This window comes from Massilia atriviolacea (assembly GCF_003953935.1).
Classification (GTDB): Bacteria; Pseudomonadota; Gammaproteobacteria; order Burkholderiales; family Burkholderiaceae_D; genus Telluria_A; species Telluria_A atriviolacea.
In genome coordinates this window covers 564,908-587,955 of the sequence record NZ_RXLQ01000003.1, presented here as the reverse complement: position 1 = coordinate 587,955, position 23,048 = coordinate 564,908, and the positions used below count along the sequence as shown (strand labels likewise).

20 protein-coding genes are annotated in these 23,048 nt (G+C 65.6%); 4 read left to right on the top strand and 16 right to left on the bottom strand.

Annotated features, from left to right (window positions below; all coding sequences use genetic code 11):
* Positions 1-1,425 precede the first annotated feature (1,425 nt).
* From EJB06_RS07960 to EJB06_RS07885, 16 genes are all read right to left on the bottom strand, one after another.
* Complete coding sequence (locus EJB06_RS07960) at positions 1,426-2,520, bottom strand: tetratricopeptide repeat protein (protein ID WP_126073467.1); 1,095 nt, start codon at positions 2,518-2,520, stop codon at positions 1,426-1,428.
* A complete protein-coding gene (locus EJB06_RS07955; protein ID WP_126073466.1) occupies positions 2,517-3,407 on the bottom strand; it encodes an ExeA family protein in 891 nt (296 codons plus the stop codon). The genes EJB06_RS07960 and EJB06_RS07955 overlap by 4 nt, the downstream gene beginning before the upstream one ends.
* A 1-nt stretch (position 3,408) precedes the next feature.
* Positions 3,409-5,187: a pilus (MSHA type) biogenesis protein MshL gene (gene mshL, locus EJB06_RS07950; protein WP_126073465.1), complete on the bottom strand. Its 1,779-nt coding sequence runs from the start codon at positions 5,185-5,187 to the stop codon at positions 3,409-3,411.
* A gap of 8 nt (positions 5,188-5,195) precedes the next feature.
* Positions 5,196-5,567 carry a hypothetical protein gene (locus EJB06_RS07945; RefSeq protein WP_229426973.1) on the bottom strand — a complete coding sequence of 124 codons (372 nt, stop codon included), beginning with the start codon at positions 5,565-5,567 and terminating at the stop codon, positions 5,196-5,198.
* Positions 5,552-6,238 (bottom strand): type II secretion system protein M, encoded by a 687-nt coding sequence (locus tag EJB06_RS07940; RefSeq protein ID WP_126073464.1) that lies wholly within the window; start codon positions 6,236-6,238, stop codon positions 5,552-5,554. Before EJB06_RS07940 ends, EJB06_RS07945 begins: the two co-directional genes overlap by 16 nt.
* Positions 6,235-6,951, bottom strand: a complete 717-nt coding sequence (locus EJB06_RS07935) for a PilN domain-containing protein (RefSeq protein ID WP_126073463.1) — start codon at positions 6,949-6,951, stop codon at positions 6,235-6,237. The genes EJB06_RS07940 and EJB06_RS07935 overlap by 4 nt, the downstream gene beginning before the upstream one ends.
* The gene (gene pilM, locus EJB06_RS07930) at positions 6,948-7,847 is read right to left on the bottom strand and encodes a type IV pilus biogenesis protein PilM (RefSeq protein WP_307720443.1); all 900 of its coding nucleotides are present in this window, start codon (positions 7,845-7,847) and stop codon (positions 6,948-6,950) included. The genes EJB06_RS07935 and pilM overlap by 4 nt, the downstream gene beginning before the upstream one ends.
* A gap of 198 nt (positions 7,848-8,045) precedes the next feature.
* Entirely contained in the window at positions 8,046-11,180 is a 3,135-nt protein-coding gene (locus EJB06_RS07925) for a DUF11 domain-containing protein (protein ID WP_126073461.1), read from the bottom strand.
* The gene (locus tag EJB06_RS07920) at positions 11,177-11,650 is read right to left on the bottom strand and encodes a pilus assembly PilX family protein (RefSeq protein WP_126073460.1); all 474 of its coding nucleotides are present in this window, start codon (positions 11,648-11,650) and stop codon (positions 11,177-11,179) included. The genes EJB06_RS07925 and EJB06_RS07920 overlap by 4 nt, the downstream gene beginning before the upstream one ends.
* A complete protein-coding gene (locus tag EJB06_RS07915) occupies positions 11,647-12,498 on the bottom strand; it encodes a PulJ/GspJ family protein (RefSeq protein ID WP_126073459.1) in 852 nt (283 codons plus the stop codon). Before EJB06_RS07915 ends, EJB06_RS07920 begins: the two co-directional genes overlap by 4 nt.
* Positions 12,495-13,109, bottom strand: a complete 615-nt coding sequence (locus EJB06_RS07910) for a prepilin-type N-terminal cleavage/methylation domain-containing protein (protein WP_126073458.1) — start codon at positions 13,107-13,109, stop codon at positions 12,495-12,497. The genes EJB06_RS07915 and EJB06_RS07910 overlap by 4 nt, the downstream gene beginning before the upstream one ends.
* A complete protein-coding gene (locus tag EJB06_RS07905; RefSeq protein WP_229426972.1) occupies positions 13,099-13,734 on the bottom strand; it encodes a prepilin-type N-terminal cleavage/methylation domain-containing protein in 636 nt (211 codons plus the stop codon). The genes EJB06_RS07910 and EJB06_RS07905 overlap by 11 nt, the downstream gene beginning before the upstream one ends.
* Before the next feature lie 13 nt (positions 13,735-13,747).
* Positions 13,748-14,272, bottom strand: coding sequence for a type II secretion system protein (locus tag EJB06_RS32965; protein ID WP_307720442.1), 525 nt, complete (start codon positions 14,270-14,272; stop codon positions 13,748-13,750).
* An 80-nt stretch (positions 14,273-14,352) separates the two neighbouring features.
* Positions 14,353-14,874 (bottom strand): type II secretion system protein, encoded by a 522-nt coding sequence (locus tag EJB06_RS07895; protein WP_126073457.1) that lies wholly within the window; start codon positions 14,872-14,874, stop codon positions 14,353-14,355.
* Complete coding sequence (locus EJB06_RS07890) at positions 14,871-16,106, bottom strand: type II secretion system F family protein (protein ID WP_126073456.1); 1,236 nt, start codon at positions 16,104-16,106, stop codon at positions 14,871-14,873. The genes EJB06_RS07895 and EJB06_RS07890 overlap by 4 nt, the downstream gene beginning before the upstream one ends.
* Before the next feature lie 3 nt (positions 16,107-16,109).
* Complete coding sequence (locus EJB06_RS07885) at positions 16,110-17,813, bottom strand: GspE/PulE family protein (RefSeq protein WP_126073455.1); 1,704 nt, start codon at positions 17,811-17,813, stop codon at positions 16,110-16,112.
* A gap of 335 nt (positions 17,814-18,148) precedes the next feature.
* Between EJB06_RS07885 and EJB06_RS07880 the strand changes: the two genes are divergently transcribed.
* The 4 genes from EJB06_RS07880 to EJB06_RS07865 all read left to right on the top strand — a co-directional run bounded on the left by EJB06_RS07880 (position 18,149) and on the right by EJB06_RS07865 (position 23,045).
* Entirely contained in the window at positions 18,149-18,865 is a 717-nt protein-coding gene (locus EJB06_RS07880; RefSeq protein ID WP_126073454.1) for an ABC transporter ATP-binding protein, read from the top strand.
* 5 nt (positions 18,866-18,870) lie between these two features.
* Positions 18,871-19,779: an ExeA family protein gene (locus EJB06_RS07875; protein WP_126073453.1), complete on the top strand. Its 909-nt coding sequence runs from the start codon at positions 18,871-18,873 to the stop codon at positions 19,777-19,779.
* 67 nt (positions 19,780-19,846) lie between these two features.
* Entirely contained in the window at positions 19,847-21,706 is a 1,860-nt protein-coding gene (locus EJB06_RS07870) for a secretin GspD/PilQ domain-containing protein (protein WP_126073452.1), read from the top strand.
* A gap of 1 nt (position 21,707) precedes the next feature.
* On the top strand, positions 21,708-23,045 hold the full coding sequence (locus EJB06_RS07865; protein ID WP_126073451.1) for a tetratricopeptide repeat protein: 1,338 nt from the start codon (positions 21,708-21,710) through the stop codon (positions 23,043-23,045).
* The last annotated feature ends 3 nt before the right edge of the window (positions 23,046-23,048 follow it).

Sequence of the window (23,048 nt, the reverse complement as noted above, 5' to 3'; positions counted from 1 at the left end):
CCTATCGTGGTGTCCGAAATTACTTGACCACAGCATCCTGACGGATTGCAGGTGCGAAAGCAAATTGAGCGCTTGTTCTTCCCCCCTGTTGTCAAGCCGTCTGTAGAGCCAATCACGGGTCAAAACTGGAACTCCGTGGTGGACGATGGAAATAGCGGCCGCGGGCGAGAAACTGCGGAGGAAGCAAGAAGTCGAAATCCGCCGATGGACGCGTCTATCCCTACGCCTGGCAACGCTACACCATCAAGTCTGGAGAAATTGGCAAGATCGTGCGGATGGACATGTGAGCAGGGTAAAGGGCATTTGAAGTGCTACGGACCCAATGGAAGTGGTTACACTACCATTCCACGCCATGATTTGAATTCCAATACTGCTCAAGGTATCATTAAGACGATTCTAGCAAACTGTAAAAGTAAGAAATGCTAAGCTCTATTGCAAACAAGAAAATGCGTGTTCCGGCGCCGGAAGGCGGAGATAAGCTCCGCATTTACTACACAGCTAGAAAACCCAATAAGAGGTTGGCGTCAGTACGAATAAAGTGCGGTTGTTGCCCCCAGGAAGTTGTCGTGTGTTATGACGATCAAACGCTAGAGATAAATGGTGTGATCGCCTCGATAGGAGAATGGCGCCGTGTCCTAGGCCCCTTGCTCGAGATTCCGGCGATTCAGGGGGCAGCCGACGATACAAGCGACGATACAAGGTCAGGTCCAAAGATGTGATACCGGTCAGTTTTCTGGTCTACTGAATCGCCGATTGCAGGGGGCAGAGGGCCTGACAAACGGACACGGGCTGATGCGTAGCTGGATAGGCCGTCCCCAAGTTCTTTTTTATTAAGAAAAAAAGCTGTACCCAACCCGCTGCTTGCAACAGCGCGGATTCCGGTACGGCTTTTAATTTTTGGCGGTTAAAAAAGTGGCCTATCGTCCTGCCGCACACACTGGCCGCTTGCCACCGGCCTCCGGTGCCTTTGCCTCAGCCGAGCCGCCCGCGATGCATCCCACAGCCGTGCCTTGTGGTTCGGAATCATCCCCTCAAGCAGCTCGCGCACGGACTGCTTCTCATCCTCTGTGAACTGGTTCACCGCCTCGAACTGCAACGCAAGGTCCTCGCCGGGCCCGCGTTCGTTCTCCCCGAGCACCAGGTGGTCCAGCCGCACATGCAGCGAAGGACACTTAACCAGGAGGAAGTCACGAGCACAGACAGGGGCAAGCCTTCAGCTGCGGCAGGGAGCCCAACGCGGGCACGGGGGCCATATCCGACAACCGGACACGGGATGATATGTAGCTCGACCGCCGCCTTGAAAGCTCTTCTGTATCGACAAAAAAGCTGTAGCAAACCCAGCTGTTTGCAAAAGCATGGGGTCCCGGTACGGCTTTGAATTCTTACCGGCTCAAAAAGCCGCTATCGTCACACTACGCGCACTGTTCAGCGTCCCAACGCCCCCACCTTGCGCTCGATAAACCCTTGCAACTCCGGCGACAGATTCCCGCCAGCCCTGGCGCGCTGGAACGCCGCCAGCGCTTCCGGCAAGCGTTTTTCGGCCTCCAGCGAAATCCCCAGACCCATCCACCAGACGCTGTTCTCCGGTGCGCTGCGCAGCGCCGCCTGATATTGCTCCACCGCCTCCTGATGGCGCCGTTCGCGCTGCAAGGCACCCGCCAGGAAGGCGCGGTATTCGCCATTCGCACCGGCCGCCGGCAAGCTCGTCATCAAGGTCTCGATGCCGGAAGCGCCGCTGTCGATCTGCATGCGCGCCAGCAGCATGGCCATGGCCGGCTGCCTGGCGTCGAGCGCGAGCCCGGCTTGCAGCAAGCGCATCGCCTCGGCCGTGCGCCCCTGCTCGATCTGGATCCCGACCAGGGTCTGGCGCGCCGCCTCATGACGCGGATCGGCCGCCAGCGCCTGCTCCAGCTGCGCCACCGCATCGATCACGCGCCCATCCTGCAAGCTGGACAGGCCGCGCCGGTAAACGCTCTCGGCGCCCTGCCCGCCCGCCGCCTGGCGCCCTGCCTGGGGCGCACTGACGCCAGCTGAGGCAGGCCCTTTCGCCGGCATCTTTTGTTCCCTGAGGATGCGCGCCATTTCCCGCTCGCGCGCCGCCGGCAAACTGCCCGTTCCGGATTCCGATGTCGCCGGCGAGGCTGGCTGGGCCGCTTGCGGCGCGGGAAGCCGCTTCACGGCCGGCGCAGCAGCCTGCGCTGCCGCCACAGGCGGTGCTACCGCAGCTAGCTGCGCCGCCTCCGGCACCGGCAACTGTTCCGGCGGCACGATCGCCGCCTGCTGGACCGGCGCCGCCGGCACCACCACCGCCACCGGCGCCACCGGCGGCTGGCGCAGCACGCGCCAGCCAACCACGCCGCCCACGGAAAGAATCAGCACGCCGGCCAGCGCCCCCATCACCACCGGCGTGGGCACGGCCCGCTCGCCGCGCCCCACCGGGCGGATATCGGATTGCGCCGCGCCGCCGCCCTGCGAGCCGCGCGCGTCGAGGTCTTGCAGCATCTTGTTGATCAGACTCATGTGTTCAAGGCCCAGGTAAGTCCGCCGCCCGCCGCCAGGGTCAGCGCCAGCGCGGCAAGCCAGGGCCACCGGGGGCGCCTGGCGGAAATCGTGTCGCGCACCGCTTCGCTCACATGGCGCCGGCTCACTTGCTGCTTGCCTTGACCGTAGCACAGCATCAGCGCCTTGTGCGCGAGAATGTTGACCAGGCGCGGAATCCCGCCGCTGGCCGCGTACAGCGCCGCCACCGCCGGCCGGCTGAACAGCCGCGCACCGGCAAAGCCGGCCACCCGCAGGCGGTGCGCCAGGTAAAACTCGACGTCGTCGCGCGTCAACGGCCCCAGATGGTAGTGAAAGGTGATGCGCTGGGCCAGCTGGCGGATCGATTGCAGCGCCAGGTTGCGGTTCAGCTCGGGCTGGCCGAACAGGACGATCTGCAGCAGCTTGCGCTTTTCGGTTTCCAGGTTGGTCAGCAGGCGCAGCGCTTCCAGGCTCTCGATCGGGATCGCCTGCGCTTCGTCCAGGCACAGCAGCACGCGCTTGCCCTCTTGCGCCAGCGCCACCAGCCTGTGGGTGATGGCCTTGAGCAACTGGTGCTGGTCCACGTCCTTCTCCAGCACCAGCGACAGTTCGTCGGCCAGGGCCAGCATCAGGGTACGCGTTTCCAGGTACGGATTGGGAATGTAGGCGGTGACGAAATCGTCGCCCAGGGTCGCCATGAACTTGCGGCACAGCAGGGTCTTGCCGGTGCCGACTTCGCCCGTGATCTTGATGAACCCTTCGCCGCTGCGGGCGGCCACCAGCAGGGTATTGAGCGCTTCCTGCGAATGCGGGCTGGTGAAAAAGAAACTCGTGTCCGGCGTGATGCCGAACGGGACTTCGCGCAGGCCGAAGTGCGAGGTGTACATGTCAGCGTTGTCCCGCCGCGCGCGGGTCGAGTTCGTCGAAGCGGCGGCTGGTGTCGATCAGGTCCTGGTTCCAGCTGTTGGCGCCGTCGACGATGGTGGGCTTGATCAGCACCACCAGCTCGCGCTTCTGGTTGACGTTGCTCTTGTTGCGGAACAGGTTGCCGATCACCGGAAGATTGCCGGCGCCAGGGATCTGGTTGCCGTCGGCGGTCGAGGATTGGCGCATCAGGCCGCCGATCGCCACGACCCGCCCGTCCTGCCCGCGCACCATGCTGTCGATTTCCGAGGTCGAGGATGCCGCCAGCGGCAGGCTCAGGCTGCCGGCGCTGCCCAGGTTGACCGATTTGCTCACCGTCGTCACCTGGCTCACCGAGGGGTGCACGTGCAGCAAGATATTGCCCTTTTCGTCGATCTGCGGCGTCACGTCGAGCACCACGCCGGAAAAGAAGGGTTGCAGGGTCACGCTCGGGCTGACCGTATTGTTGTTGTCGCCGGTGCTGGTGGTGGTCGACACGCCGGTCACGTAAAACTCGTCGGTGCCGATCTTGAGCACGGCTTTCTGGTTGTTGATCGTGGCAATGCGCGGGCTCGACAGCACGTGCACCGTGCCTTGCGATTCCAGGAAGGAAATCAGCGCGGCAAAATTGCTGGTCTGGAAAGCCAGGCCGAACATCGATCCAGCCGAGGCCGCCGCATTCGAGAGCAGGAAGCCGGTGCTGGCCGTCAGCGAGCGCGGGTCGCCGATCACGGCCGGCTGGCCGCCCGCAAACGGCAGCGGCGCCAGCGTCGTATTCGGCTGCACGAAGCCGGTCGAGACGCGGTTGCCGTGCGAGCCGCGGAAGGAAGCGAAGGAGGCCCAGTTGATGCCGCTCTGGAAGCTGTCGTTCAGTTCCACTTCAAGGATCTTGGCTTCCAGGATCACCTGGCGCCCGACCGCGAGCTGGGTCGCCTTCAGGTACAGGTCGACATTGCGCAGTTCTTCCGGCATGGCGCGGATCACCACCACGCCCGACTGCGGATTGACCACCACGCTGCGGCCCTCGTCCTTCGATCCCACGATCGCGCCGAGCGACGCTTTGAGCTCGACCCAGAAGTCGCTGTCCGAGGTCGTGACGACGTTGGTGCTGTCGGACTGGTTGTTGCCGTTGATGCCGTCCTGGCCGTTGTTATTGCCGCTGTTGCTGTTGTTATTGTTGCTGCTGTTGTTACCGTTCTGGTTGCCGTTGCCATTGCCGGTAGTACCGGCGTTGGCGACCGAGGTCGAGGTCACGCGCAGGTTGGACTTGCCCTTGCGGTTGCCGACCAGGTAGTTCACCTGGAAGATGCGGGTCTGCATCGTCAGCGGCTTGACCGAGACCCGGTTGCCTTCGATGCGGTAGTCGTAGCCGTACATTTCGCGCACGGCGTCGAGCGCTTCGGCCAGGGTCACGTCTTTCAGGTTGGCGGTGATGTTGCCGCCGACCTCGGGATGGACCAGCATGTTGTAGCGCGTGCCGGTCACGATCGAGTTGAAGAATTGCTGCGCCGGCACATTGTTGAAGCTGACGTTGAAGCGCTCTTCGAGCGCCTGGCGCGACTTGGGCAACTGCCCGGCCAGGGCCGCGACCGGCGGCAGCAGGGCCGCGCTGACGGCGTCGTCGAGCGGGGCCGGCGCCGGCCTGGCGGCGGCCGCCATCTGGGCGGTGATCGTATCGTAGGTATCGCGCTTGGGCGTGCTGTTGCAGCCGGCAAGGCTGACGGCACTGGCGATCATGGATGCAATGACGAGGTGTTTGTGCATGCTGTTTGTCAGTCTCTCTCGTTATGCCGCTGGGGGGATGGCGCGGGGGCGAACAGGCGCAGTACGCGCCGCTGTTTGCCGTCGACCAGTACAACTTCGTTTTGCGTCATGGCGGCCACGCGCGCGCCGCGAAACTGCTCGCCGAGGCGCACGGTCTGGCCGTCGATCACGGCCACGTGGCGCCCGCCGGCATGGCGCGCGATCAGCACCGATTGCAGCTGCGGTTCCTTGCTGGCCGGCGCGGCGTCGGACTCGGCCGGCGGCGTGTACAGCCTGGCCGGCGGCCGGGTCGGGTCCTTCAGCGGCTGCGCCAGGAGCGCGCCGTGGGCCAGCAGTGCCGCGAGGCAAAGGAGCAGGCGCGGGCTCACAGCGTCATCCATTTCTTGTCCAGGCTCAGGGTGTACAGGGTCAGGCTCAGGCGCGCATCCGGGTAGGCCTCGACGTCGAGCTGGGCCTTGCCCCAGAACAGCTGGGACGGCATACCTTCCAGCGCATCCATGTAGTCGACCATGTCCAGGTAATTGCCGCGCACGGTCACTTCGACCCCGTGCGCGTAGATGGCGCGTCCGGCGCCGGCGGCCGCCACGGCGGCGTCGAGTTGCGTCGGGTCGGCCTCGAAGGAGCCGTTGTAGGGGATCACCGGCAGGCTTTTCACGCCCACCAGGCGCAGCCGGGCATTGGCCTTGAGGATGCGTTCGAGCAGCGGCGCGATGCTTTCCGGCGCCACCAGGCTGTTGTGCACGCTGCGCAACTGGTCCGACAGCCTGGCGCTGTTGGCCTTGATCGCCGCCAGCCGGGCGCGGTCGGCCTTGTCCGGGTCGATCGCGGCGGCCTGCACGGTGGCCATGATTTCGCTGTCGATGCCGAGCATATTGTTTTGCTGCTGGCTGATCTGGCTGCGCAGGATTTTTTGGCGCGCGAACAGCGGGTCGAGCAGCAAGGCGTACAGCACGAACACGATCACGGCGGCCGCCGCGCCGAACACCATGGCGCGCTCGCGCACGCTCATGGCGTCGATTTTCAGTTGCAGCTTGAGCAGGCGTTCTTTCATTTGGCGATCTCGGCCTTGATGTTGTTCGCCACCTGGGTCGTCTCGGCCGGTGCCGGTGCCGGTGCCGCGGCGACGCGTTCAGGCGCCACATCCTGCAGCAGGAAATCGATGTACGGCGCCAGCTGGCCCGGGTCGTCGGCCTCCTTGCCCTCGGCCTTGAGGCGGGCGCGGCTCATCTGCAGGCTGGAAAAATTCTTGCCCTGCATGGCCGGCTCGCGCGTGAGCCGGGTCACGTAGGCCGGCACCAGGCTGGCGTCGAGCGCCCTGCCCTGCAGGCCGATGCGGCTGCCGTCGCCGCCGATGCGCACGCCGGTCAGCCACAGCTCGTCCGTGCCCTGGCGCGCCAGCGCCTTGAAGTAGCGCGCATAGCCCTTGCGCGCGTCGGCCAGCAGCGGGCCTCCCAGCACCTTCGAGACGTCGTGCAGCGAGGCCAGGTCGGCTTCGGCGGCGGCGATCTCCATCTCCAGTTCCTTGCTTTTCTGGCGCGGGACGAATTCGGCGATGACCCTGGCCTGGCGTTCCTTCTTCTGGGCCAGCTGCTCGGCGCCGGCGGCCGCTTCGGCTTCCAGCGCGCCGACCCGGTGCCGTCCGACCAGCACCAGCGCCAGCGCGCCGGCCACCAGCACGCCGAGCGCGAGCAGCATGGTGCTGGTCGTGAAGATCTTCTTCTGCTTGAGAAACTCCGGGTTGAACAGATTGATTTGCTGGCTCAAGAGGCGGCCTCCTCTTGCCGCAAGGCCGCCCCGAGCGTCAGGAAAAAGCGCTGCTGCTGCGCCAGCCCGGCCAGCTCCGGCACCCCGCCCAGGTCGAGCACGCTGGCCAGGTCGAGCGACTCGACCTTGGTGTACAGATTGCTCGACAGGTATTCGTCGAGGCCGCTCGCGCCGGTCGGCGCCAGCACCAGTTTCGAGACATTGATGAAGTTGTACTGGCGGTCGAAGTGGTCGAGCGAACGCTGCAATTCGAGGGTGATCTTGTCGTAGCACACATGCTTGCGGTCGTAGTCGCTGTCGAGCAATTGCTCGAGCGTGACGTCGATGCGGCGCGCCAGGTACAGCTCGCCGTTATAGGTGACGGTCAGCAAGCCGCCCTCATGGCTGAACGAGAGCATGGCCACGCCGCGCCCTTCCGGCTCGACCAGGGCCGACATATTCCGTTGCGCCATCTCCGGAATGTCGATCACGGCCAGCGGCACGCCGGCGTCGACGAAGCGGTTCTGGCGGCTTTCGATCACGGTATTGCGCGCGGCCACCGCGAACAGCGACTGGCTGCGCCCTTTGTCGGTGGGAATGTCGAGCACGTCGATGCCGGCCTGGTCGGCGGGAAAGTCGAGCATGTCTTTCAGGCGCCAGCGCACCGCCGTGCGCAGTTCGTCCGCCGGCACATTCGGCGCTTCCACCGAGAGCAGCTGGTATTCGCCGGCGCCGAGCAGGGTCGCGCAGCGGAAACTATTCGCATGCAAGTCCTTGCCGGTCTTTTCCAGCATGTCCGGCCCGCCGCCCTTGTCGGCCGCGTAAAAGGCGGCCAGCTGCACCTGGGGCTGGCCCTGGGCCTGGCGCTTGACGCGGGCCGCGAACACGCCCTCGCCGTGCAGGACGATTGCCAGCAAGCCATCCTTCTTCTTTGATTTCGAGAAAAATCCCATGCCCGCAATCTATATCAATACCGCACGCGAAGTTCGCGCGGTAGCGTCTTGATTATATTCAAGTTTCATCCCGATTTAACACAAATTTGCCATCGGCAACTGAAACCGTCTGATTTCCACCGCATAGTAATAACACTATGGAATGTTCTTTACGCGCCCCCATCAGAAAATCTCGCGGATGTAGATCAGGGGCGTCGACTTGTACACGCCGAAGGTGAGCCTGCCGGCCGTCGGCGGCAGCCACACCGGGCCGTTGACCCTGGCGTCGACGCTGCCGGTTCTGGCGGTCGGCGCCAGCTTGAACCTGGCCAGGCCCAGGTTCATATTGGCGCCAGCCAGGGTGGCCTTGGGATCGGGAAACGGCGCGCTGCCGCTGCAGGTGCCCATATTGCCCTTGCATTGCGTATAGCCCAAGCTCAGCTGGGCGCTGGTGACGCTGTGCGGGAACGTCACCTGCCCCGAACCGGCTTCCGGCGGCAGCACGATGCTGATGCTGTCGGTCTTGCTGTCGACCCAGCGGCCGTTGCTGGCGCTGGTGCCGGTCCAGTACTGGGCGCGCGTGGTGACGGGCAGCGCCAGCAGTTCGGAACCGAAGGCGTTTTCGACCAGCAGGCGGCCGCGCACGATCCGGGTGCCGCCCTCGACCGACAAGGCGGCCCGGCCCGAGGTGACCAGGTCGGCGTCGCTGGCACGCAGGTAGATATCGGTCGGCGCATAGGTCGCGGCGTTCAGCTCGAAGCTCGGCCAGGCCGTGCCCACCCCTTGCACGAAGACGTTGGCGGCGTCGGCGATCGGGCTCGGGCTGAGCGTGCCCATGGTGGCCTGGGTGGTGCCGCCTTTGGCGGTGTAGGGCAGCAGCCTGGGCGCCTTGGCGAACTTGCCCTGGTAAAATTTGGTCACCCCGTTCTGGGCATTGTAGGCCGTCACCACGGTCTGGATCGGCTGCTTGGCGTAATGCAGGCCGATGCCGGGGCAATCGAGCGGATGGGGCGCGGCGCACGGGATCGCGATCGGCAGCGTTGTCGTGAAATAGCTCGGGTAGAAGCGCCCCAGGGCGATGCCGTTGCTGGTCACGTCGCCGGTGCCGAGATAGCTGTCGCCCTGCATGTGGGCGCGCACGTTGACGATGCCGACGTCGGCGAAGGTAAAGGCGCTGCCGGTGGCCGCGCCGGCGCTGAAGGGACCGAATTCGCCTTCCACCTTGTCCAGCAGCGGACTGTCCATGTCGGCGAAAGGCAGGCGTTCCGAACCGCTGTCGCCGGGAGTGGCGAAGTTGGTCGAATCGATGGCTGCGGTGGTGATCAGCGCCACCTCCTGCTGCACGGTTTCCCTGCCGAAATTGGGGGTCGGATTGCCATCGAAGTTCTGCGCCACCACGTCCAGCGTGAAACCGAGGCCGGCCTTCCAGAAGGTGCCGATATCGGCCGTCATCTGGTCCACCGCGACCGCGCCGGCGGGATTCGCCAGCGGCGTGCTCAGCGCGAATTTATAGGGCCGGACGACGAACTGGCCGCTGTAGCTCACCTGCGACAGGGCCGAGGCGGTTTCCGACAGCATCAGCTCGACCATGCCCACATCCGAGTAGACGAAGGAGACCGGCTGCGAGGTGGCGGAATTGGCGTCGAACACGATCGGGATCGACTGCCACTGGGTCGAGGTCTGGCCGGCGGTGGCGCTGATGCAGGATTTCAATGCCACATTCCTGAACCTGGCGACGCCGCCGGCGCCGGTGGTGGGATTGACGCAGCGCATCGAGAACTGCAGGTTGACCGAGGTCGAGGGCGGCACGATGGTCTTGAAATTGAGGTCGAGCGCGGTGTTGTCGATGGCCGTGACGTACACCGTGGCGTTGACCGCCGCCTGCTGGGTCGGCATGCTGAGGTAATTGCACTCGGTCGGGCTGCTGCCCGGGGTGATGCCGGTGCGGCAGGGGCGGTCGGTAAACACGTAGCGGGCGCTGGAAAAGCTGATGCTCTTGCTGGCGGCATTGTTCGCCAGGTCGTTGTCGAACTGCAAACCGCCGACCGAGGCATTGGTGGTCATGGTGCCCGGCGCGGACAGGGAAATGCGCGCGCTGATGGTCAGCGCCGGCGCCGCTTCGCCCACCGCCAGCTGCTCGGCGCTGGTGCAGGTGACGACCTGGCCGGCCGGCGCGCCGCAGGTCCAGCCGCTGCCGCTGGCGGACATGAAATCGAGGCCGTTGGCCAGGGTGTGCTTGACGGTGATCGGGCCGGCATCCGGCAAGGGGCCGTTGTTGGTCACCGTGTGGATCAGGTTCATCACGTTGCCGCGCGCCGGGGTGCCGGTCGAGGTCAGGGACAGCGCCAGGTCGGCCACGTCGACGTTCGGCACGGAGACGATCTCGGCATTGAGCAGCACCATGTCCTGGCCCGACTCGTACAGCATGGTGGCGGTACTCTGGCCGGCGAACAGCTTGGGACTGGCCAGCACGTAGGAATCGAAGTCGATCCCGTAGGAAGCGTTGTCGACGGTGCCGCCGATATTGCTGGTCGAGTTGAACTGGTTGCCGGAAGGATTGGCCGTATCGACCATCTCGGCGCCGTTGAACTTGAGGTTTTCGCCGCCGCCCGACAGCGTGGTGTCGCCCTCCCAGGTGACGTGGGCGATGCGTCCGGTGGCCGTGCCGAGCGGCGTGGGCGTCTTGAAGTTGCTGAGGTTCAGGTTGACCTTGATATTGTCGGCGCCGAAGGTGCGGATGTACTGGAAACCCTCGTACAGATTGAGCACGCGGAAGGTCTCGGCCGGCGCCGCCACGGAATAGATCGCCAGCAGCGAAAACCCGCCCAGCACCCCTTCCACGCCGCAAAAGGTGTTGCCGTTGTCGATGGTCAGGCCGCTGAAGGTGTAGGTCGCGTTGCGCTTGGCCGTGACCTGGGCCGTGACGTCGGCCGCGCCCGAGAAATAGTTGTAGCCGACGGTGGCGGTGGTAAAGCGCCGGTTCGACGGCGCGCTGACCGAGGCGCCATCCATCAGCACCGTGTAGTCCGGCGTGCCGCCCGATCCGGCCCAGTACAGCTGGGCGCTGACGATCTTGGCGCCGGTCGGAATGCCGGCCAGCGTGGCGCTCAGCGTGCCATTGTTGATCGAGCAGGGATTGTTGCCGTTGGAACCCGTGCGCATGGTCTTCTGCAGGCCGGTAAAGTTCAGGCGGCCGGCAAAGCTCTTGTACAGCGCGATCGGCGTATCGGCGCGCGCCGGCAGGCTGGCCGCCAGCAGGCCGGCGCCGCACAGGAGGGCCAGCGCGGCGCGCCAGGCTGCTGGTCGGGGCGTCGTCATGGCTCTCCCGGGGCGCTGAATTCGACGTGCATCACGCGCTGCACATAGTCGATGCTGTCGCTCGGATTCGGGCAGCTGGCGCCGCTCGTGCCGTTGCAGGCCGTGCTGCGCACGGTGTAGCGCGGCAGGCGGGTGGCGTTGTCGACGCTGCGCGTGCAGACCACGGTCACCGTCATGCCGGCCAGGCTGCCGTCGGCCGGCAGCGCGAAGGTGCTGCTGGTGCTGTCCGGACTGGCAGTCAGCTTGGTGCACGGACCGCTGGCGCGGGTGACCTGGTACACGCCCCACTCGGTGCCCGCGCGCGCCGCCAGGTAGGCGCGCGTGCCCTGCACGTCCAGCATGGAACCGGTCTGGGCGGTGGTGGCCAGGGTCACCATCGCCACCGCCAGGCCGGCCAGCACCACCAGCAGGAAGATGGCGGTGACCAGGCTCACGCCCTGCATGCGCCGCAAGGGGGGACGGGCGATCATGGATTATTGTCCACGTGAATCTGCTGCATCAGGCGGATCGGACCGTCGCGCCCGTCCGGCCGGCGCAGGGTCAGGGTCACGCGCACCAGCGCCGAGCGCGTGTTGCCGATCAGGTCATATTTGAATTCGCAGGACTCGACATCGGTCGCCAGGATGGCCGGCGCGGCGCTCGGGGCGGCTACCTGGGCCGCCCTGAAGCCGTAGTTGGCGTGCCGGTACAGCATGCCGTTGGCGCAGCTGTAGGTGACCGGCTGGCCGACCACCTGGAAGCGGTGCTGCGGATGGGCCAGCGGCGGGTCCTGGGCGGCGAAGGGATTGGCCTTGAGCGTGACCAGCTTGGCCCCCATGTCCACCGATGCCACCTCGGCCCGGTTGGTGGCCACGGCGGCATACACATTCCCGCTGTCGCCGGCGCTCATCAGGTTGTTGACCACCACCGTGTCGCCGGGCAGGATCTGCTGGGCGCCCTCGTGCATCGGGCCGACCACGTGGAACGTCCTGTCGGCGGCGTCGACGAAGTTCAGGTGGTCGCCGGCCGCGCTGTCGGCGGGCGCGACCACGTCTTCGGCGGCCAGGTAGCGCCCGCCCGTCTTGGCCGGCACGAATTCGATCGCGTCGTCCACCACCCGCACCGTGTTCGGCAGCGCCAGGCGGATTTCGCGCACCATGCGCCGCACGGCGGTGTCGGCCACGTCGGCCAGGTCGGCGCGGCCGGCGCTGTCGACATAGTTTTGCACCGGCAGGCGCAGGAAGGTGGCCACGATGGCGCCCAGGATCCCGGTGATGACGATCACGACGATCGCCTCGACCAGGGTAAAGCCGTGCTGGCGGAAGGGACGCGTGGTCATGGCGGCGAATTCGGTGCGTAGCGCACGCGGTAGCCGTCCAGCACCACGGTTTCCACGTTGTTGTAGAACACGGCGACCCGGATCGCCAGCGCTTCCGCCTGCGGCAGGGTGGCGCCGGCCGGTCCGAGCAGGCCGGTGGGCTTCACGGTCAGCATGACGGTGTAACCCGGCAAGGGAATCTCGCGCCCGGCGGCATCGCTCAGCTTGCCGGACGAGAGGAAAGCCTGTACCGGCGTGCCGTAGGCGGCGACGTAATCGTTGACATTGTCGTAAGGGCGCGTGCCGCCCGCCTCGTTGCCGGCGTTCTCGACCAGGGTGGCGCAGTTGCCGACGCCGAGGGCCGCCGCCTTGGCCTCGTCGACCCTGGCATCGGTGGCGTCGCAATACGTAAAACGGGCCAGCTGGACTTCTTCCATCAAGCCTTCGGCCAGCATCAGCGCCTGCTTGGTCACCAGCGGATCGGCGCTGATGCGGGTGGTGAGGTTCATGGCGTTGAGGATGCCGGCCAGGCCGACCCCGATGATCACCATGAAGATGATCAGCTCGACAAAGCTGATGCCGCGCTGGCGCGCCAGCGTGGGGCGGTGCAGGCGTGCGGGCTCAGTGCACATGGCCGGTATCGGCTTCGACCACCAGCGCGGCGCTGCTGCCGCCGGCCTTGACGGTCATGGTGATTTTTGCAAACGGATCGCTGCCGGCGCCCACGGGACGCCCCAGCGCATCGAAGGAAAACGCACTGATGGCGGGCGCGACGGCGTAGCTCATGGAGGCGAGCCTGCCTTCGCAGGCCCAGACGGACGAGCCGTCGCAGGCGGCCAGGGTGGCGCTGGCGCCGCTGTTGCTGCCGGCCGGGGCGCGCACGCGCTGCTGCGCCGGGCAGGTGCCGCTGCCGGGAGCGACGAAACACAGCGAGACGCTGCTGCCGTCGAGGCGCACGAACACGGAACGATTTTGCGCCACAGCTATTTTCTGGCCGTAGCGGATCAGGGCGCGCGCCTGGTCGGCGAAGGCGGCCGCGTCATACACGGCGCGGTCGAAGTAGCGCACCGCGGCGGCGGCGGCGAGGATGCCGACGATCACCAGCACGGCGATCAGCTCGACCAGCGTAAAACCCCGCTGGCGCCTGCCGTGGCGTCGGACACCGACCTGCATGGGGATGGTAGGGAGTAGACTGGCGCAATGGGCGGCGGCCGTGGCCGCGCTACCCATCTTGCCCTGCGCCAGTCTGTGCGTCACGCTCGGCGCGTGCTTAGCAGGAGGTGGTCTTGACGGTGATCACCGGCGGGGTCGCATCGGTGGCCGGGGCCACTGCGGCGACTGCCGGCTTGTAGTGCACGTAGCAGTTCAGGCCCTTGACGGTGCCCGATACGCTCAGCGGCACGATCGCCACTTCGCCCGACAGCGTGGTCGGGGTGTTGGCCGTGCTTTGCGCGGTGGTGATCAGCTGGTAATCGCTGTCCTTCAGGCCGGCCGCTTCGAGCAGTGCGGCGTTACCGGTAGGATAGCCATTGGTGACGCCCACCGAGGTGCCTTCGAGCGACACGGTGGTGCTCGGCGCGATCAGGAACTTGCCGTGCACCATGGCCGACACCGCTTCCAGCGAACCCTTGCCCGCTTTCATGGTGGCGCCGCGCGCGTCGCCGCCCAGGTCGGCAAACTTCGGCAAGGCGGTCGCTGCCAGGATGCCGAGGATGACGATAACGACGATCAGTTCGATCAGGGTAAAACCGGCTTGGGTGGCGCTACGGAACTTACCGATGGTTTGCATTTTCATGTGGATCTCCAAATTCGTTTTAAGCAGTGAGTAATGAGGTGCGTAACAGAAACACGAGTACCGTCATCTTTAACGGCGGTTTAACTATTAACTTGAGTAAGGGCAACGGTCCGTGACTCTGGCGTACCACTCTGCTTGGCGGGGATTGTGGGCAAGCGAGAGAATTCTACCTTGAAATTTATCCGTGTCACGGTGCCTTGTGGAAATTTTTTTTCCTTACTTATCAAGTACACCAAGGATTTCGTCTTGCGGTCGAAATACCAGTTCCCCGGCGCGACCTGCTGCGCCGTCGGCGTGAAGAATTCGCCGGCATAATTGCGCGGTTTCTCGGCCAGCAGCTCGATCGGATTTGTCCCTGCAAGGGAGGCGATGTCCGACTCCCTGCCGCGCGCCTGCAACTGGCCGACCTTCAAGGCCAGCGCGGTGCGCAGCACGCCGGCGAGCTGCTCGACGGCGGCCATTTCGGCCCGTTCGCGATAGTCCAGCAAGCGTTGTAAAAGCACACCGATCAAGACCGCCACCACCACCGTGCATACCGCCAGTTCCAGCAGCGAAAAGCCGCGCGGACTTGACAAACTTGACGGGGTGGCAATCTGTCTCATTTATGCAAAGCGGCTTTGCCCAGGTCCCAGATCGGCAGGAAAATGCCGAGCGCCAGCACCAGCACCATCGCCCCCAGGAACACGATCATGATCGGCTCGATCTGGGCCGACAGGGTTTTCAGTTCGTAGTCCACTTCGCGCTCGTACATCTGCCCGATTTCATCCATCAGGTCGTCGAGCGAACCGGTTTCTTCGCCCACCGCGATCATCTGCAGCACGATCGGCGTAAACACCCCGGCCGCGACCCCGGTGCGCAGGATGCTCTCGCCGCGCTCGACGCCGTCGCGCATCTGTTCCACGCGCGAGGCCAGGTAGGCATTGTCGACCGTTTGCGACACCACCGTCAGCGCCTGCACCATCGGCACCCCGCTCTTCATGGACAGCGCGAAACTGCGCGCAAAGCGCGCCATGGTGCCTTTCAGGATGATCTTGCCGGCAATCGGCAGGCGCAGGCGCACGCGGTCCCACCACATGCGGCCGTCGGTCGAATTGATGTAGGCGCGCCAGCCGAAAAACGCCACCAGCGCGCCCGCCAGCAGCGCCGGCCAGAAGCGCACCATGAAGTTCGAACTGCCGATCAGGATGCGGGTCATCAGCGGCAGCTGGGAATTGAAGCTTTCGAACACCTTCACGAACTGGGGAATGACGAAAATATTCACCACGATCATCGCCAGCAGCATGGCGATCATGACGAAGGTCGGGTAGCGCGTGGCGGTCTTCACCCTTTCGCGCATGTCGCGGTCGAATTCGAGGTGGTCGAACAGGCGCAGGAACACGTCTTCCAGGCGCCCGGTCATCTCGCCCACGCGCACCATCGACAGGTAAAAGTTGGAAAACACGGTCGGGTGGCGGCGCATGGCGGCCGACAGTTCGCGGCCCGAATCGAGCGATTCGCGCAGATCCTTGATGACCTTGCCGAAGGACTTGCTGATGGCCGACTCCTGCAGGCCGGCCAGCCCGCGCATGATCGGCACGCCCGATTTGAGCAGGGTGTAGAGTTGACGGCTGAACAACTGCACGTCCATCGAGGTGACTTTCTTCTCGAACAGACGGGCGAAAAAGCCCTCTTCCTCGCCGCCGGTGGTGACGGCGCGGCTGGTCTGGGTGATGTCGAGCGGCGTGACGCCGTTGCCGAACAACTGGTCGGCCACGGCCCCGCTGTCGGCGCCTTCCAGCACGCCTTGCATCAGCTCGCCTTTGGCATTGCGTCCCTTGTAGGCGAAAAACGGCACGGTTTAATCCTCGATCTGGTTACTGATGCGCATCGCTTCGGCGATCGTGGTGCGGCCCTGCACGGCCAGCTGCACGCCATGGCGGCGCAGGGTCTCGCCCTGCATTTCGGCGTGCGCGGCCTTGAGGAAGTGCGCCGGGTCGGGATGGTTGGCGGCGTCCACCACGGCCGAGGTCATTTCGAGCAGCTCGTACACGCCGGTACGGCCGCGGTAGCCCATGCCGTTGCAATGCGAGCATCCTTTTCCGTGGTAGAACTGGGTGGTGTCGGCCAGCTCGCGCAGTTCGGCGCGCAGCCATTCGCGCTCCGCCGGGGTCGGCTGATAGGTGGCGCTGCAGCTTTCGCAGATCACCCGCACCAGGCGCTGCGCCAGCACCGCCTGCAGCGAGCTGCCCACCATGTAGCGCGGCACGCCCATGTCCATCAGGCGCAGCGGGGTGCTGGCGGCATCGTTGGTGTGCAGGGTCGACAGCACCAGGTGACCCGTCATGGCGGCGCGCAGGCCGATCTGGGCGGTTTCCTGGTCGCGCATCTCGCCCACCAGGACGATGTCGGGATCCTGGCGCAGCGCCGAGCGCAGCACGCGCGCGAAGGACAGCTCGATCTTGTCGTTGACCTGGACCTGGTTAATGCCCGGCAGGCGGTACTCGACCGGGTCTTCGACCGTGATCAGTTTTTTCTCGACCGAATTGAGTTCCGACAGCGCGCTGTACAGGGTGGTGGTCTTGCCGCTCCCCGTGGGGCCGGTGACCAGCACCAGGCCGTTGGGGCGCTGCACGATGGCGCGGAATTTTTCCACCAGGCGCGCCGGCATCCCGATCGCGTCCAGGCGCAGGGTGGTGCCGCCCTGGTTCAGGAGCCGCATCACCACCGATTCGCCGTACTGGGTCGGCATGGTCGAAATCCGCACGTCGATGCGCTGCTGCTTGACCTTGACGGCAAAGCGGCCGTCCTGCGGCAAGCGCTTTTCGGAAATGTCGAGGTCGGACATGAGCTTGAGGCGCAGCGCCAGCGGCGTGGCGATCTTGATATCGGCCTCGGTTTGCAGGTGCAGCACGCCGTCGATGCGAAAGCGGATCTGCAGCCGCGTTTCCTGCGGTTCGATGTGGATGTCCGAGGCGCGCACCTGGGTGGCGTCGTCGAACACCGATTGCAGCAGCTTGACGATGGGCGCTTCTTCCAGGCCCGGATTGGCGGCCAGGGTGCCGAAGTCGACGAAGCTGTCGCCCAGGTCCTGTTCCAGCTCGCGCGCGAAGTCGGTGATCTCGTCGGTGCGGCGGTAGATGCGGTCGATCGCGGCCAGCACCTCGGTCTCGTTGACCACGGCCAGCTCGATATTGCGTTTCACCAGGCGCGCGATCTCGTCGTAGGCGAACAGGTCGGTCGGGTCGGACATGCCGATCAGCAGCGCGCCGCGGCGGTCTTCCAGCGCGATGGCGCGGAAGCGGCGCGCCTGCGTTTCCGGCAACAGGCGCACGATGTCGGGGTTGGTGTTGTAAAACTTGAGGTTAATATAAGGAATGTCGAGCTGCTTGGCCAGCGCGCCGGAGATCTGTTCCTCGGTGACGAAACCGTTTTCGATAAACACGCGGCCGAGCTTGCGGCCGGTGCGCTTCTGGTCTTGCAACGCCGCACCCAGTTGATCTTCGGATAACAGCTTTTGCTGGACGAGGATTTCGCCGAGGCGAACTTTTTCTGGCCGTGCCATGAAGACCCTTGTTGAATGCTTGTCGAGTGAATAAGACGGCCTTCGCTATCGTTCAAACCGTCATTCCCGCGCAGGCGGGAATCCATTCGTTTCCCGACTGAGCGGCCAAACCTGGACCCCCGCCTGCGCGGGGGCGACAGTTCTGCAGTTAGCGGTGTTCTGCATGCGCAGGCGCGAGACCGTCGAACTATTCTATTCCAGAAACACTCGTTTTTTACATTCAGAATGATTTTGTGTCGTAGTGATGTGCAACCATTGTGCAAGCGACACTGAATGCGCTACAGTCGGAGCCTCGTTCCCTGCTCAACCTTGCCAGACTCGCCAACATTGCCAACATGAGCACACCCGCGCTGCGCTTTCGCCAGCTAGTCAAACGCTACGCCGGCACGCCGGTGCTGGAAGGGATCGACCTCGACATCGCGCCCGGCGAATGCGTGGGCCTGGTCGGGGTCAACGGCGCCGGCAAGACCAGCCTGCTCAAATGCCTGTTCGATTTTGTCGGCGTCGACAGCGGCAGCATCGACATCTTCGGCCGCAGCCACCGCGAACCGGGGGCGCGCAGCCCGCTCGCCTTCCTGCCCGAACGCTTCATGCCGCCCTACTACCTGAGCGGCGCCGAATTCCTCAAGTACATGGCGAGACTGCACGGCCGCCGCTACGATGCCCAGGCCGCCCACGCCATGCTCGACGCGCTCGACCTCGACCATGCGGCCCTGTCCCTGCCCGTGCGCAAGCACTCGACAGGCATGACCCAGAAGCTCGGCCTGGCCGCCTGCTTTCTCGCCAACAAACAAGCGTACGTGCTCGACGAACCCATGAACGGACTCGACCCCAAGGCGCGCGCCTGCCTGAAAGAGCGCCTGTTGCACGCGCGCAGCGGCGGCGCCACCGTGTTCTTCAGCTCGCACGCCCTGGCCGACATCGAGGAACTGTGCGACCGCATGGCCATCCTGCACGGCGGCAAGCTGCGCTTCACCGGCACCCCGGCCGCCTGCCGCCACGCCTATGGCGCGGCCACGCTGGAACAGGCCTTCCTCGCATGCGTCGGCTGAACTCCATGTACCACAAACACTTCGGCCTGCACCAGTCCCCCTTCGGCATCACGCCCAACCCGGCCTTCTTTTATGCCGGCAACACGCGCGGCGAGATCCTCGACGCCCTGCTCTACGCGGTCGAGCACGGCGAAGGCATCGTCAAGGTCACCGGCGAAGTGGGCAGCGGCAAGACCATGCTGTGCCGCATGCTGGAACACCAGCTGCCCAAGCGGATCGACGTCATCTACCTGGCCAATCCCACCCTGAAGAACACCGAGGTCGCCTACGCCATCGCCGGCGAGCTGGAACTCGATGTGAGCGGCAAGCGCATCGACGAAGTCACGCGCCTGCTGCAGGCGGACCTGATCGCCCGCCACAGCGCCGGCAGGCAGGTGGTGCTGCTGGTCGAGGAAGCCCAGGCCATGCCGCTGGCAACGCTGGAGGAAGTGCGCCTGTTCTCGAACCTGGAAACGGCGCGCCACAAGCTGCTGCAGATCGTGCTGTTCGGACAACCCGAGCTCGACGAACACCTGGACCTGCCCGGCATGCGCCAGTTCAAGGAACGCATCACCCACCACTTCGTGGTGCCGGCCATGCCGCCCGACGTGATTCCCGACTTCCTGGCCTTTCGCCTGCACGCGGCCGGCTACAACGGCCCGGCCGTGTTCAGCGCCGCCGCCACCAGACGGATCGCGCGCGTGTCGCAAGGCATCGTCCGCCGCATCAATATCCTGGCCGACAAAGCGCTGATGGCGGCCTACATCGACGAGTCCGACAAGGTCGAAGCGCGCCACGCCCAGGCCGCCATCGCCGACTGCGCCTTTGCCAGCACACAACGGCGCCCGGGCAGGACGCTGGCCCTGTCCGTCGGCGGCCTTGCCACGCTCGCGTTGCTGGCATGGCTGGTTTCGCGCAGCATCTTCTTCCATTAGGCGTGTGCCAATTGCCCCACGCTTACTTTTCGGCCATTATTGTGCCTTGGCACTCAAGAGCGCACCAATGACCCTGAAAAAACCCGTTTCCTCGCTGGGCACCGCCGGCACCGCCATTGTCTGCGCCGTCTTGAGCGCGTGTGCCACGCCCACCATGACCGGTTCTCCCTCGCATGTGACGGAAACGCCGCGCGCGGCCGGGCGCATTCCCGACCCGGTGCTGCACAGCGCGCCGCTGCCGCCGCCCAGGGCCACGCCCAAGGTCGAAACCTACAGCGTGACGGTGCACAAGGTGCCGGTGCAGTCGCTGCTGTTTGCGCTGGCGCGCGACGCCCGCCTGAACGTGGACATCCACCCCGGCATCGAAGGCACGGTCACCCTGAATGCGCTCGACCAGACCCTGCCGCAGTTGCTGACCCGCATTTCGCGCCAGGTGGACATGCGCTACGACATCGACGGCAGCACCCTGACCGTCTTGCCCGACACCCCGGTGTGGCGTAATTACAGGGTCGATTACGTCAACATGGCGCGCAGCACCAACAGCAGCGTGAATATCGCCACCCAGATTTCGACCGCCGGCGGCGGTTCGAGTTCCCCGACCCTGACCAACGCCAACGGCACGACGAGCGGCGGCGCGGCGGCCGGCGCTGGCGGCTCGGGCAACAACAATTCGACCACCTCGGTCACCAACCGGTCCGAAAACAACTTCTGGGGCAGCCTGGAAAAGAATATCCGCGACATGCTGCGCGAAACGACGTTGAACGATGCGCCGAGCACGATCTCGTCGCTGCCGCCGCCGGCGGTCCAGGCCGCGCCCGGCGCGCCGCCCGCGGCGCCGAATCAGCCAGCGCAGGCGGCGCCCCAGCCGGTGCCCGACAATGTGCTGGCCGCCTTCAACGCATCGTCCGGCGAGCGCCAGCGCAATGCGCCGTCGGTGATCGTCAACGCCGAAGGCGGCTTGCTGGCCGTGCGCGCGACCGGACGCCAGCACGAAAAAGTCCAGCAATTCCTCGACGTCGTGCTGGGCAGCGCCAAGCGCCAGGTGCTGATCGAAGCGACCATCATCGAAGTGCAACTGTCCGACCAGTACCAGCAAGGCATCAACTGGAGCCGCCTGCGCGAGGGCACGACCGGCTTTTCCGTGAACCAGAACAAGGTCGGCACCGGGCCGCTGTTGTCGAACGTGGCGGTCGGCACCTCGCCCGGCGTGTTCAGCCTCAATTACGTCAACCCGGCCTCGGCGCTGGGCAATATCAGCGCCGCCATCCAGCTGCTCGAATCGTTCGGCAAGGTCAAGGTGCTGTCCAGCCCCAAGATCAGCGTGCTGAACAACCAGACCGCGATGCTGAAAGTGGTCGACAACAACGTCTTTTTCACCATCAAGGTCACGCCCGCCGTGATCGGCGTGAACGGCAACGTCACCACGCCGGCCACCTACGAATCGAAACTCGAGACGGTGCCGGTCGGCTTCGTCATGAGCGTCACGCCGCAGATTGCCGACAGCGACGAAGTGACCCTCAACGTGCGCCCGACCATCACCCGCATCGTCGGCTACGTGCAGGACCCGAATCCGGCCCTGGCCGCCGAAAAGGTCACCAGCCAGGTGCCGGTGATCCAGGCGCGCGAAATCGAATCGATCCTCAAGGTCTACAGCGGCGATATTTCCGTGCTGGGCGGGCTGATGCAGGACTCGGTCGACAACGCCAAGGATGCCGTGCCGGGCGCGGGCAAGCTGCCGCTGTTCGGCCAGCTGTTCGCCTACCGCAACGAAAAAGTCAGCAAGACCGAACTGGTGATTTTCATCCGCCCGGTGGTGGTCAAGAATGCCAGCGTGAATGGCGACTACAAGGATTACCGCTACCTGCTGCCGGACAGCAACGCCGCCTCCGAGCCCTACTCCGAACCCGTGCGCGTGAAGGTGAACTGAGATGAGCCTCCTGATGCAGGCGCTCAAGAAAGCCGAGCGCGCCAAGCAAAACCATGTTCCCGACGAGGAACTGGCCAAGCCGTCCGAAGCCTACGACGAGGTGCTGGCGCTCGCGCCCCAGGAGGAAACCCGCGCGGCGAGCGAACCCCTGACCCTGTCGCCGCTCGATGCCGCGCCGGCCGCCGGGCCGTCAGGCGCGCGCGCCGAGCCGTCGATCGGCGTCACGCCCGAGCCGCCGCCGCGCATGGCTGCGCCCGATCCGCAAGCGGAGCCGCCCCGGCGCTCGCGCAACGCCGCGCCGCCGCTGCCGCCCCGGGTCAAGGCCCAGAAGCGCGCGATGGCGGCGCGGATGGACGCGCGCACCATCCGCATCGCCGTGCTCGGCAGCATCGCCCTGCTGATCGGCGCCGTGTTCGGCTACATCTACTGGCACGCGGTGTACGGCCCCGGCTCCAGCCGGGGCTTGCCGATGGTGCCGATGCCGGGCCAGAACCAGCCGCTGGCGAGCTCCGCCGATGCCCCCGGGGTGCCGGTCGTGGCCGCCCAGCCAGGCGCGGAGCTGCCGCCCCAGCCAGTCCAGGCCGTCGTGCCGGACACGCCGCCGCCCTCCTCGCGCGACCGGATTCCGCCGGACGAGGCGATGCGCCTGGCGCAGTTGCAGCAGCAGGCGACACAGAATGCGGCAGCGCCCGCGCCGCCACCGGCCAGCCCGCGCGCCACGGTAGCGGCCGAGTCGGGCGGGATCCGCGTCGCGCGCGCCAGCAAGCCCGAGCAGGTCAACCCCGCGCTCCAGAATGGCTTTACGGCCTACAACAACGGCGACCTGCTTGCCGCGCGCCAGAGCTACCAGACCGTGCTGCGGCAAGACCCGAACAACCGCGACGCCCTGCTCGGCATGGCCGCCCTGGCCGCCCGCGACAACCAGGCCGAACAGGCCGCCGGCATCTACACGCGCCTGCTCGAACTCGATCCCAACGACAACGACGCGCTGGCCGGCCTGTCCAGCGTGCGCCAGGGCGACCCCGGCCAGTCCGAAGGCCGGCTGCGCCGCATGGCCGAGCGCAATCCCGACTCCGGGCCGCTGCTGTTCGCCCTCGGCAACCTGTACGCGCGCCAGGGCCGCTGGCCGGAAGCCCAGCAGCACTACTTCCGCGCCTATTCCGCCAATCCGAACAACGCCGACTACGCCTTCAACCTCGCCATCGGCCTGGACCGCCTGAACCAGGGCAAGCTGGCGCTGGGCTACTATCAGCGCGCGGTCGAGCTGGCGGCGCAGGGCGCGGTCAATTTCGACCGCGCGGCGGCGGCCACGCGCGCGCGCGAACTGGGCGCGCCCTGACCG

What these genes read in the sequence shown, in the direction of transcription:
- EJB06_RS07960 (WP_126073467.1), bottom strand. Translation starts at nt 2,520, where the DNA reads ATGAGTCTGATCAACAAGATGCTGCAAGACCTCGACGCGCGCGGCTCG.
- EJB06_RS07955 (WP_126073466.1), bottom strand. Translation starts at nt 3,407, where the DNA reads ATGTACACCTCGCACTTCGGCCTGCGCGAAGTCCCGTTCGGCATCACG.
- mshL (WP_126073465.1), bottom strand. Translation starts at nt 5,187, where the DNA reads ATGCACAAACACCTCGTCATTGCATCCATGATCGCCAGTGCCGTCAGC.
- EJB06_RS07945 (WP_229426973.1), bottom strand. Translation starts at nt 5,567, where the DNA reads ATGGATGACGCTGTGAGCCCGCGCCTGCTCCTTTGCCTCGCGGCACTG.
- EJB06_RS07940 (WP_126073464.1), bottom strand. Translation starts at nt 6,238, where the DNA reads ATGAAAGAACGCCTGCTCAAGCTGCAACTGAAAATCGACGCCATGAGC.
- EJB06_RS07925 (WP_126073461.1), bottom strand. Translation starts at nt 11,180, where the DNA reads ATGACGACGCCCCGACCAGCAGCCTGGCGCGCCGCGCTGGCCCTCCTG.
- EJB06_RS07920 (WP_126073460.1), bottom strand. Translation starts at nt 11,650, where the DNA reads ATGATCGCCCGTCCCCCCTTGCGGCGCATGCAGGGCGTGAGCCTGGTC.
- EJB06_RS07915 (WP_126073459.1), bottom strand. Translation starts at nt 12,498, where the DNA reads ATGACCACGCGTCCCTTCCGCCAGCACGGCTTTACCCTGGTCGAGGCG.
- EJB06_RS07910 (WP_126073458.1), bottom strand. Translation starts at nt 13,109, where the DNA reads ATGTGCACTGAGCCCGCACGCCTGCACCGCCCCACGCTGGCGCGCCAG.
- EJB06_RS32965 (WP_307720442.1), bottom strand. Translation starts at nt 14,272, where the DNA reads ATGAAAATGCAAACCATCGGTAAGTTCCGTAGCGCCACCCAAGCCGGT.
- EJB06_RS07895 (WP_126073457.1), bottom strand. Translation starts at nt 14,874, where the DNA reads ATGAGACAGATTGCCACCCCGTCAAGTTTGTCAAGTCCGCGCGGCTTT.
- EJB06_RS07885 (WP_126073455.1), bottom strand. Translation starts at nt 17,813, where the DNA reads ATGGCACGGCCAGAAAAAGTTCGCCTCGGCGAAATCCTCGTCCAGCAA.
- EJB06_RS07880 (WP_126073454.1), top strand. Translation starts at nt 18,149, where the DNA reads ATGAGCACACCCGCGCTGCGCTTTCGCCAGCTAGTCAAACGCTACGCC.
- EJB06_RS07875 (WP_126073453.1), top strand. Translation starts at nt 18,871, where the DNA reads ATGTACCACAAACACTTCGGCCTGCACCAGTCCCCCTTCGGCATCACG.
- EJB06_RS07870 (WP_126073452.1), top strand. Translation starts at nt 19,847, where the DNA reads ATGACCCTGAAAAAACCCGTTTCCTCGCTGGGCACCGCCGGCACCGCC.
- EJB06_RS07865 (WP_126073451.1), top strand. Translation starts at nt 21,708, where the DNA reads ATGAGCCTCCTGATGCAGGCGCTCAAGAAAGCCGAGCGCGCCAAGCAA.